This window comes from Pseudopedobacter sp. (assembly GCF_040392825.1).
In the GTDB taxonomy this organism is placed as follows: Bacteria; Bacteroidota; Bacteroidia; order Sphingobacteriales; family Sphingobacteriaceae; genus Pseudopedobacter.
Window position 1 is genome coordinate 1 of sequence record NZ_JBEBVH010000008.1, and the last position, 11780, is coordinate 11780.

At 36.1% G+C, this 11780-nt stretch carries 7 protein-coding genes; all 7 read right to left on the minus strand.

Translation table 11 applies throughout. The features are described from left to right. A partial coding sequence (locus ABWO41_RS01220) for an alpha/beta hydrolase family protein (protein WP_353132245.1) occupies nucleotides 1–2146 on the minus strand: 2146 nt, incomplete at its 3' end. Beyond that, nucleotides 2146–2859, minus strand: a complete 714-nt coding sequence (locus ABWO41_RS01225; protein ID WP_353132246.1) for a 3-keto-disaccharide hydrolase — start codon at nucleotides 2857–2859, stop codon at nucleotides 2146–2148. The genes ABWO41_RS01220 and ABWO41_RS01225, both read right to left, overlap by 1 nt. A gap of 8 nt (nucleotides 2860–2867) precedes the next feature. After that, nucleotides 2868–3824: a DUF5017 domain-containing protein gene (locus ABWO41_RS01230; protein ID WP_353132247.1), complete on the minus strand. Its 957-nt coding sequence runs from the start codon at nucleotides 3822–3824 to the stop codon at nucleotides 2868–2870. Between the two features lie 13 nt (nucleotides 3825–3837). After that, nucleotides 3838–5730, minus strand: coding sequence for a RagB/SusD family nutrient uptake outer membrane protein (locus ABWO41_RS01235; RefSeq protein WP_353132248.1), 1893 nt, complete (start codon nucleotides 5728–5730; stop codon nucleotides 3838–3840). A gap of 18 nt (nucleotides 5731–5748) precedes the next feature. After that, nucleotides 5749–8958, minus strand: coding sequence for a SusC/RagA family TonB-linked outer membrane protein (locus tag ABWO41_RS01240; protein WP_353132249.1), 3210 nt, complete (start codon nucleotides 8956–8958; stop codon nucleotides 5749–5751). A 427-nt stretch (nucleotides 8959–9385) separates the two neighbouring features. Then, entirely contained in the window at nucleotides 9386–10600 is a 1215-nt protein-coding gene (locus tag ABWO41_RS01245) for a Gfo/Idh/MocA family protein (protein WP_353132250.1), read from the minus strand. A gap of 3 nt (nucleotides 10601–10603) precedes the next feature. After that, nucleotides 10604–11644 carry a Gfo/Idh/MocA family protein gene (locus ABWO41_RS01250; protein ID WP_353132252.1) on the minus strand — a complete coding sequence of 347 codons (1041 nt, stop codon included), beginning with the start codon at nucleotides 11642–11644 and terminating at the stop codon, nucleotides 10604–10606. Nucleotides 11645–11780 lie beyond the last annotated feature (136 nt).

The following is an 11780-nucleotide window of genomic DNA, read 5'->3' on the forward strand; positions in this document are numbered from 1 at the left end:
CGACTATCATTACTGATCTGGGCGCTATGGTAGAAATAATCTCACTAAAATCAACAGGAGCTTTTTCGGGAGAATCTGCAAATAAACCTAATCTTGGAATGAGCCCATGTAAATGGGACATGTTTTTGATGGATTCATACTGATTTGAAGAACTTCTATATGGTGAAAAACCTGCTACCGAAGCCAGAGCTTTTACCCTTTTGTCTAAAGCGGCAGTATATGTTCCGACGATACCTCCCAATGTATTACCCAATATAAAGATGTTGTCTTTATCGATATTGTCTATTTTATTAAGGCCATCAAGTACGCTTCTTACATCTGCTACCATTTTCCCCATTTTAGACCAGGAAGGATTTCGTTGATAGAAATTAACAGCTTCTTCCAGTCTGGTACCAAAACCAAACATATCGAAAGCAGCTACCGCATAACCATTAGCAAGAAGTTCTGAAAACAAAATATGGTTTGATGAAGAACCATTCGTTTTATTATATCCTTTAGAATATCCTGTAGAGTGCGCATATTCATGGAGATAAATGACCACCGGATAATTTTTATTTTCTATTTTACCTTGCTTGTTTTTAGGAAAATATACTCTTACCGGAAGGTGATCTCCAAAGGCAGTGTAGGGACCATAATATTTATCAATTCCGTTTTTAGGTTCTGGCCTTCCTATGATAGATTCAATCCAATCATATCTTGCCTTAATTGCAATGTCAACCTTATCTGGTTTTACTCCTCCGGGTTCATCTCCCAACAACCAATTGATGTTCTTTAGGATATCTGCTTTATCATTCTCAAACTCTTTGACGTTTTTATATTTAGATTTAACTGCTATTGTTTTTAAGGTTTTTGCTGTATTGCTTAATTCTTTATGTTGCGAAAGCCAATCGTTAAAATCATAAGTATAGAATAGCCTGTTGTACCATGTTACATTGTTTCTTTTAAATTGTTTATCTAAAAAATCTAAAGTAAATTCTACATCTCTAGCGGCCACTGCATGTTCTCCTTTTCTTGTATGAACACCAATATTGTCGCCTGCATTAAAGAATTCATATACTTTTTTTACCGCATAATAATTTTGCTCATTCGCCCATGCATTAAGCCCTCTTTCTGTTACAGAATAGTGATACAATAGCGGTCTTGGTGCTATTAAAGCTCCTAAGGAATTCTGGTCTATAGGTAACTTATCCTCGTTTCCAAAGAAAAATCTCAATCTTGGATGAAACCAATGGACATTGGCTGCCGTGACCAGGTCTAAAGTCTCACTTGCATATTGCGGATCTCCAAAACGCCAGGGCGCATCTCCCCCGGTGCTGGAACTGCTGGATACTACTGCCGAAATTCTTTCATCAAATGCCGCCGCCCATAAAGATTGCTTACCGTTTCGCGAATGCCCTGTTATGGCAATCTGGTTCTTGTTAATTTCCGGTCTGGTATACAGATAATCTACTATTCTTGATGCGCCCCAGGCTCTTCGCATCAGACAGCTGAAATCATAGTCAGGGTAGATTCTCTGAAAAGCCTGTGTGTCATCCCAACCGTCACTCGCAGCATAGATGCATGCTGCATATCCTCGTCTTACAGCCAGTCTGCCCCAGTCTTTATGAGTAAATTGTGTTAAAAAGACAGGCAGGTTTTGTTTACCTTCTGGCAGCCAGAGTTCTAAATGTAATTTTGCAGAATGGGATGGGCCAAAGCTCAATAATATTTTCTGAATTCTAACCCCATTTGAAACTGAGTCTAATAATACTTCACTTTTCAGATTATTTGGTTTTTCAGGAAAATTCCCTGAAACCCAGTATTTGTATTGCTCCCTAATCCATTTCTTCTTATTTTCCCATTGTTCTTTCGTTTTCACAGGATACTCCTTTCCATCTTTTTCATAAATCAGAGGGTCTGGCAAGAAGGGAGTGGATTTCATTTTAGAAAAATTGGGTGGCAATTCTCCTGTACGGTTCAGCCATTCTACCCACGTACTGTCTTTCAGCGTGGCTCTCCTCGTATTCTGTTGAAATCTTTGGTCAATAATAATTTTCTTTAAATCAGTCAAATATTGTTGTCTGACTTGAAGATCTTCCTGACCGTATAAACACTCAGCAAATAGCGTAAGTAGCAATGATAAACCCGGAGCTGTAAATTTTTTCATTATAATCTTCTAATTTTTATATTTCTAAAACTTGCCTCGTCTTTGTGTTCCTGTAATAATATGTAACCTTCTTTCGCTTCGCCATAACCTTTAACATCTTTAAACTTACTTGCAGCTACTAATTTTCTAAACTCTCCACTTCCTCTCTCGTAACTCACAACTTTTTCCCCATTCAACCAATGCTCAACTTGTCCACCTTTTGCTATTATCCTTACTTTATTCCATTTACCTGCCGGTAATAGTTTTTTCACCTTTGAAGGCTTATAAAGTAAATATAGTGCTCCTGTAGAACCCGCTGAAAACTGGTTATCTTTTACTTCTTTATGGTTAAAGTCATCTATGACCTGATATTCGGGGCCCATCCCGATTACTTTTTTATTTTTAGGATTTTGAATTATTTCTACAAAATATTTTATACCACTGTTAGCAGATTGAGTAAGATTAAATTCAAGTACCAGTTCAAAATCACTGTACTTTTCTTTTGTAATGATGTCTCCACCATTCTTACCGGACAGTACCGTTATTGTATTCCCTTTAGAAATCCAACCAGAGGAAGGGAAATCCTCTGAATTTATTCCCCTCCATTTTTCGGTATTTAAAATCTCCCACTTAGATTTTTTGTACAGTTTATCTTTTGATGCATAAGAACTTAAGTATACCCCGCTAAATAGGATGAATATTAAAATTGTGAAGCAATTTTTAACTAAATTCATAATTTATGCTATGGCTTTACTGTTATTTCCAATTCTTTCATCACCTGAGTACTACCTGAAATAGTGGCATTAGATGCTAAAAACACCACTTTATATGTTCCAGGATTTTCATAGTAATGAGTATGTGTTTCTAAAGGAATATCTATATACTGCTTTAGCGAAACACTTTTCGAAGATCCTAAACTGATCTCTCCTGATTCAAACTTTTTTGATACCCCCCAAATTTCTGCTTCCTGACGATATCTTGGACTAGTTGAATTATAATAACCTAACAACATAATTGAACTCGAAACAGTAGAACTGCTTTGCGTGGAAATTACAGAAGGTTCCAAATATCTGTCTACTAATTTCCAGCTCATGCCTCCAAAATTTGCTAAGCTTATATAATTCCCTCCTACGGTTTCCGCTATTAAAGAATGTGAATTTGTTCTCCAATTTCTTGATATGGTACCGCTAGGCTGTGCATCAGATTTAACCTGATAAGCTATATAAAAAGGTTTATTCTCTTCTATAAAACTTGTTATCTCCGAATTTCCTGAGGAAGTCCACATGGTTTGCCATGGACCATTTGCTCCCCATCTATATAAATGAGATATAGGCTTCCACGTTGCACTGGAAACGCTTTCATAATCATAAACTCCATTGAAATCAGTTGAGACAAATACATTAGGATATACTATTTGCCCTACAGGAACGTTATGCGTTTGAAAAGAAAAATAAACTTTTTTTATCTCATCTATGCGGTTTTTATCTCTATACTCATAATCATTACCAACTTCTCCTGAATAAAACGAGATCTGATTTGCATCTCCTCCTTTGAACTTAAAAGTAACCGGGTCTCCTACCTTGAAGGTTGTAGAATCCAAATAGACATCGAAAGTTAAAGGTTTTTCGTTATCAAATTTCTGACACGATACCAAAAATACGACAGAAAGTACTGCCATTATTAAAAAAATCTTTTTCATGATACCTTATAGTTTAATAACCGTAATTTTGAGTTTTTAGACCTCTATTTAATGCCAAATCATAACTTGGTATTGGCCACAGCAAATCTTTTCTTCCTACGCTTTGAAAATACCCTAAACCGACATGAGTTAACGGAGCCGCAGGAATACCTAGCTCTGAATCTCCAAATATGAAGTCATTCTTAACTCTTTCCATGTATTCCAAATATTTCCCCCATCGTATTAAATCTCCCTTTCTAAGGCTTTCAAAACATAATTCTCTAAGACGTTCCTGCTCTATAAATTCCTGAAACTTTTCATAGGTTCCATACAGGGCTTCGTCTAACAAATAATTCGATGTAGCCCTGCTACTTAAAATAGGAGTTGCGGCTCCTGCACTCCCCCCCCCTCCGGAAATAGTTATTGCAGGTGCTGATGTATAGCCTGAACCAGAAGTTAATACCTTTAGGTGAGTAAGTTTTTTTGTAGCAGGGTCAACAAAAGCTTCTGCAGTTGCTCCCGAACCTCCACCGCCAGTAATTGTTACCGTAGGTGCAGAAATGTAATTACTTCCAACATTTGTTACACTGATAAATTTAATACTCTCATTTCCCAAATCTTTCCCGTAGGCCCGCCTTCTTACCTCATTTACTGCATTTATAGCATCTACTGTTGGTCCACCGTGAATTTGGTTCTCTGCCTCTGCAAACATCAACAGTACATCAGAATATCTGAGTAACGGATAATTAATTGGTCCGGCATTCTTGAATTTTGGATATACCGGTTCTAACTCACGTCTCCATTTTGCACTAGATCTACCTAATTTTGTACTTATTGCAACGGCTTTTTCTATGGCAGGACTACCAGAAATAGTGTAATTACCAATAGACCAATCACGTCTTTCATCTGGTGAGATCAAATCATTAGGATTATCAAAGGTATACCAAGTACGAGCAGCTATTAAAATCATTCCATAACTGTAAACATACTTTCCTCTACCTGTATCTTCTTCTGTATACCTTATCCCATTATTACTTCCAACTCTGCCTGTTTCGGAATATCCGTTGTCTGTTACACCGTTTCCATAAAACTCTACTTCCCATATAGACTCTTTAATATCATATTGATTTGTACAGTGTTTAATAAACACATCTTCAAAAGATGGATTTAATGCATGTTGAAAACCATCGTCGGGATCTGGACGCATAACTTTATAGGCATAATCTCTCGCATTCTGATATTTTGACTCGTCTTTTATAGGATAGCCTGCCCAATGAAGATAAACGCGGGCAAGAATTCCTCTCACTGCAGACTTGTTGATCCTTCCTCCATGCCCTACCTGCATAGCTGTTTTAACCAGTCCCTCTGCTTCTATCATGTCTTTTTCTATCTGCTCGTAAACCTCTTTGGCAGGTGTACGTTCTGCATAAACATTTGACGGATCTGATACTGATTTGGTCATTAAAGGTATATCTCCCCAATGTTTCACTAACATGAAGTGATAATAACCTCTTAAAAACAAAGCTTCTCCTCTTACTACTCTCCGTTCTACTGAATCCATCTCTGCTCTATGTAAATTTTCTAAAAGAAGGTTTGCTCTATTAATACCATCGTACCAAAATTTCCAGTTTTTGGATATATTAGGGTCGCTTGCAAACGTACTATTTGTTTCTACCCCTATAGTTCTATATGCGCTGTGATATGCTTCATCGGCGTCTAATCCCATTCTCCCTAACATTCTATCTCCATATGTTTCCGATCTCGCAAGTCTGTCGTATACACCAGCTAATGCTGCTCTTATCTGTTTTTCATTTTTGTAAAAATTCTCTAATGTATTTTCTGAAAGTGGTTCTGTATCTAAAAAGCTCTTACAAGAGCTAAAAGATAAGGCTAATAATACCACTGCTAATATTTTTATCGAGTTCATAGTTATATGCTTTTTATATTAAAACCCCATTTTTAATCCCATTACTACTGTTCTAGCCTGAGGATAGGCAGAAAAATCGAATCCTGGTGTTAGCACAGACGGTCTTGTCGATACTTCAGGATCAAAACCGGAATAATTATCCCATACGAATAAATTCTGAGCAGATAGCGTTACTCCTAAAGATGTTATTTTGTGCTTAGACAATAACTTTTTGGGCAAATAGTATCCCAGCTCTATGGTTTTTAGTCTTATAAAAGAGCCATCTCCTATATATTTAGTAGAATATCTGCTCACAGGCCCCTGCCCTCCGGTTCTATAATTTTCATTAGTTGGATTTTCGGGTGACCATCTGTTGGCATAGCTGGCAAACTGGTTTAAATTGTTTACAGGGGCTCCTTCAAACATTATTTTATTTGCATTTAAAATATCATTTCCGTATACCCATTGAAACAGTACACCTAACTTGAATCCTTTATATGAAAAATCATTATAAAATCCGCCAGAATGTATAGGGGTACCTCTACCTATAATTGTTCTATCGCTATCATTTATGATCCCATCTCCGTTTAAATCGCGGTATTTTATGTCTCCAGGGCTAACGGCAGAACCGTCTGGATTATTAACCGGAATACCCGGCTTTAATGTAGTGTATACTCCTGAACCATCATCTTCAAAATCACTATACTGATAATTACCCTCCCAAATATATCCAAACATTTGACCTGCAGGCTGGCCCACCTCTGATATATATAAAGGTGTATTGATGAAATTTTGGTTCCAGGAAACAATTGATTGCATCAGATTTTCGCCGTCTGTAAGACTCAGAATTTTATTTCTGTTGAAACTGATGTTAAAGTTCGACTGCCACTTAAAATTTTTATTGTCAATATTAATTGTATTTAAACTGAACTCCAGCCCGTTATTACGCAATGAGCCTATATTTTTATAAACCCTGTCGTAACCTGTATGATAAGGCATATTGGCATATAATAATAGATCTTTAGTTGTACGTGTGTAATAATCGAATACAAGCTCTACTTTGTTCTTAAATAAAGAGAGGTCATATCCTATATCAAAAGCTTCTGTAGTTTCCCATTTCAAATTTCCATTTCCGGGAGATACAGAATAAGCTCCTAAAATTGGTGCGGCATTTCCCCAGGAATAAGAAGCTGCACTTTGAGAAAAGTCCACTATAGAAAGCGGAGCATAATTAGAAACTCTATTATTCCCCGTTAAACCATAGCTAACTCTCAATTTAGCATCATAAATAACTTTGATGTCTTTTATAAATTTTTCTTTAGACATTCTCCAAGCAAAGGCACCCGAAGGGAAATACCCCCATCTATTTTCTGAAGGGAATTTAGATGAACCATCGGCTCTAAATGTTGCGGTTAGAAAAAATCTAGATTGATAATTGTAATTAGCCCGACCAAAATAAGATTGCAATGTGTAATCTGAGGTTACTCCGCCTATCGTATAGGCTTCTCCTTTTCCCAAACCATCAATTCCTAAATTTTCATCCGGCGTATTAATAGCTACAAAGTTTCCCGATTTAGAAATACCTTTTTGATTAGAAAATCCTAATAACCCTTCAACATTATGTTTTTTATTGAAGGTATTTTTATAAGTCAGCGTATTTTCGTTAGACCAAATAAAACTCTCTGAGTAATTTTTTCCTCCCCATTGTCCTCTCACATTCCCTGGATATCTTTCATTTCCGCGTCTAGTTTCAGAGTTATAAAAATACTCCCTATTATTTGTTAAGCTATTTATTGATCCTTGGGTTTTAAAAGTGAAATTCTTATTAATTTTAAAAGTTAAATAAGCGTTCCCTACCAAATTGCCAAGCATCTTTTTATCATATTCATTTGAGATATCCAGAACAGGATTTACCCTATAGTCATTAAGCAGATCTATATCATCATCCAATATGTCATCAGATAAGTTCTCTTCGGTATAATCAATACGTCCAGTTACCGGTCTGTATCCGAGAACCGAATACAATAAATAGGAAGATACTGCCGAAGCACTGCTTCCTACTGCAGCCTGACTTCCGTAATAACTCCTTTGAGAATAATTCAGGTTTATTCCCGCAGATATTTTCTTATTAATATCCTGATCTAATGCAATTCTACCTTGATACCTGTCTTGCCCCGTATTTATAAAGATAGCGTCGTTATTAAAAATTGAGCCTGAAATTGAATATCGTGTTCCTCCAGTTCCTCCTCTTATGGCTATGTTGTTGATATAAGTTTTTCCTGTTCTTAATACTTTATCTTGCCAATCAACGCCTTTTATATCTCTATAACTTTCCAGCGTTCTTCCTTCAGGATCATAAGAAGCGTGATTAGGATCTAAATCTGCAGGAGTATAGCTTGCTTTGTAAGAAGAGCTTCTTTCAATTTGATATTTAACAAATTCATAAGAGTTCATCATGTCTACGCGTTGCGTAATCTCCTGAATACCAAAAGATCCATTATAGGTAATTACAGGTTTACCCACTTTACCTTTTTTGGTTTCTATTACCACAACCCCATTAGATGCTCTGGCTCCGTAAATGGCAATTGCGGAAGCATCTTTCAAAATGTTGATAGATTCTATATCATTCATATTTAACGATGCCGGGTCAAAATGCTCATTTGGAAATCCATCTACTACATATAAAGGCGAGGTGTCCTGAGTTAATGAGCCTGCACCTCTTATGGTTATATTCATGCCATCCCCTGGTTGTCCATCAGAAGAACTAACCTGCACACCTGCAATACGCCCGGCCAGCGCCTGCTCAAAAGACATCACCGGCGCTGCCTCCAGCTGCTCGACTTTTACAATCCCAACCGCACCCGTTAAATCTTCTTTTTTCTGGGCACCGTAGCCTATGACGACGACTTCTTGTAGAGAATTTGTAGTCAATTCCAAATTAACTCTAATTTGAGTTCGAGCTCCCACTGTCGTTTCAATAGTTTCGTGGCCCAAAGAGGTAAATACAAGCACATCTGTATTTTTTGCCTTAATACTAAAATTACCATTGACATCTGTCATTGTAGAGAGGTTCCCTCCCTTAATCTTAATATTTACACCTGGTAATGTTTCATTAGATTTGGCATCAAATACTTTACCTGTAATTACTCTAAGATTCTGAGCAATAACAGCTGAATAATCCATAAGGATAATACTCTTAATGATTGCCAGCAACAGCAATACTTTATACCACTTCTTTTTTTTGCACATAATTGTATGTTTAAGTTTACATCTTGGTTAATAATAAAGTGTACGCACACGCATAGTGTTCTATAAAAACAGCTAACAGTAGTTTACAATGGGGATAAATAATTTTGGTTTTGAGCATAACGATGGAAATAATCCCCATCACGAGACTCTAATTATTGCTAACAGCAACAACGCTTATTACTTCTACTTTTTTTCTGCACATAATTATTTTATTTAGTTTATAACTTGGTTAACAATAAAAGTGTACGTACACGTAAACATATTCGAAAGCAGCGGATAATAGTTTATAACGGAAAAGATAATTCTTTTGTTTACGTACCCGTAAGATATTCAAATTTTAATAGAATTGCAAATTTTAAATTACTTTTTCTATCATGTATTGGACTAAAGTTATCGTCCTGTATTGGGATCGAATATATCAGATACTTTATATTGAATATTCAGGTTTCCAACGCTGAATAGTCTCCGTCTCCATTGCATTTAGTCCCATGCAAATTGCTATGGCAGAAGTTTTTCCCGTTTCTACATTTGAAACAGGTTTTCTTCCATCAATTATACTATTATAAAAATCTTTAAGCGCATTAATTGTTGGTTCAACAGACTTTGTTCCGGGCTGCAAATAAGGGATTTCTGTTTTTTTCCCTTGTGTAGCATTTGCTATGGTAGCTCCTGTTACGCCATCAACAACTCCCAGAACATTATTAGTAGACTCTGCATATATATAAGCTTTATTTCTTCCAATCTCAATAGTTGCTTTATTTCCCAATATTCTAATCATATATCCATTAAATGCATTCGATAAAATGGAAGTATATGTTGCTTTTGCTCCGTTAGCATATTCATAGACTGTTCTTACATTATCGTATGTTTCTCTGCCATCTTTCCAAAAATTAATTCCTCCCAAACCTACTGCTTTTATAGGATGGCTATCTGTGATGTAGTTCACTGCATCAATCTGATGCGCACATAACTCAGATAAAGGTCCCCCACAAAGATCTCTATATTTCCTCCAATTGATTACTCTTTCTAATTTTGGATCTTTAACAGGATAGCTCCAATCTGAATTTCGATTGTATTGACATTCAAAACTATAAGTATCCCCTATCCATCCTTTTTGAATTACCTCTTTAATCTTATGGTAAAGTTCAAAATTTCTGTATTGGAAACCTACCTGGAAAACCTGTTTTGAGGTTCTTACTCTCTTAACTAAATCCAGGGCCTGATCTATTGTAAAAGCCATTGATTTTTCTACATAAACATGTTTTTTTGCCGACAAAGCATCCACTGCCATAGGGTGATGCAAATATAAAGGAGTAGCAATAATCACGGCATCCACATTTTTATCGGCCAGCAATTTTTCATAATCTGTGTATGATTTCGCTTTTGCACCAACCTTTGTCATTGCTGCATTAAGATTCTCGGGAATTATATCACAGCAAGCTACCACTTTTAAACCTGGCACCTGTTCTACCATATTAATCAATCCAAGTCCTCTTTTACCAGTACCAATTACTCCAACCCGAATAGTATTACTGGCCGAAATTGTTGCGCCAAACAATGGCATTTCCATTGCCATTAAACCTCCAAGTGCCAAAGCACTACTGGCCACAAACTTTCTTCTGTTTATTGAATTCTCTGACATTTTTTAGTGTTTTATTTCTTTTTTTGCCTTAATGATGATCTCCTTAATATCTACCGGAGCACCATTTAATCTTTTACTTTCATCTGCCGCCGCCATAAATGCGTAAATTTCTATGGTTTCTTCTTCACTAACCGGAGATATTCCCGTTTTAAAAAACTTTACAATTTCTATAAGTAGGTTTTTATAACCGTTTTTAGGTGATATTATATTCGTAATTGTTTTTTCGCCGAACACTACCCCTCCATATCCCTTTTTTCCTGATCTGGTTCCACGAAATGTACCTATTTTGTCATCATCCCAAATCCCCATCACTATATCGGTGTCTTTTGTATGTTTCCTTGAAACAGATTTACAACCTGTACCTAATACTGCGTACAACATTTCTATTCCATGTATTCCGTACCAAAAAAAATCTGGATGCGATGGCTCCAGCAATGCTGGACTATAGGTATCTGCGCCTGTTATTTTCCCTGTTTTATTTATTGATAAATCATTTACATTTTCAAAATATCTTAATGAAGATGAAGAAAACACAGGAACTTTATATTTTCTGGCCTCTTCATAAATCGTAATCACATCTTTCAGAGATGCAGCTACAGGTTTATCTATAAATATTGGTTTTCTTGCCTTAATGACCTGGAGCGTTTGTTCTAAACGTATAGTGCCATCATTGGATTCCAGTAGTATCACATCGATCTTTTTCAGCAATTCTTTAATAGAAGAAACTATTTCTACACCGTATTTCTGGACTTCTTTAGTATAGCCGTCTATTCTGGAAGCACTTGCTTCGATTTTCTCGCTCCCTTTGGGATATGCGGCTACAACTTTAAAACCTGCAAAAAGCGGGTCTGCATTTTCGGCATTCAGCATCTTTGTAAAAGCTGTACTATGAGATGTATCTAAGCCAATTATTCCAACCTTAACAACATTTTGTGTGGCGGCATTACTTATAAAAGGCATCAAAACATTAGAAAGCCCTAATGCAACACTACCTATTGCTCCTTTTTGAATAAATTCACGTCTATTGTATTTGTTAATTTTCATTTATTATTCCGGTTATAATTTATCGATACAAAAAGCTAATGTGTACGTTACCGTAATTTAATAATTATATTTTAAAAACCAAAAAATTCATAATCACTTTTTATCTGTTTAATAGTTAGAATTTATAATTGATGCT

Bases quoted from the DNA above. Each gene is read 5' to 3' on its own strand.
- ABWO41_RS01250 (WP_353132252.1), bottom strand. From the start codon at position 11,644: ATGAAAATTAACAAATACAATAGACGTGAATTTATTCAAAAAGGAGCA.
- ABWO41_RS01230 (WP_353132247.1), bottom strand. From the start codon at position 3,824: ATGAAAAAGATTTTTTTAATAATGGCAGTACTTTCTGTCGTATTTTTG.
- ABWO41_RS01245 (WP_353132250.1), bottom strand. From the start codon at position 10,600: ATGTCAGAGAATTCAATAAACAGAAGAAAGTTTGTGGCCAGTAGTGCT.
- ABWO41_RS01225 (WP_353132246.1), bottom strand. From the start codon at position 2,859: ATGAATTTAGTTAAAAATTGCTTCACAATTTTAATATTCATCCTATTT.
- ABWO41_RS01240 (WP_353132249.1), bottom strand. From the start codon at position 8,958: ATGTGCAAAAAAAAGAAGTGGTATAAAGTATTGCTGTTGCTGGCAATC.
- ABWO41_RS01235 (WP_353132248.1), bottom strand. From the start codon at position 5,730: ATGAACTCGATAAAAATATTAGCAGTGGTATTATTAGCCTTATCTTTT.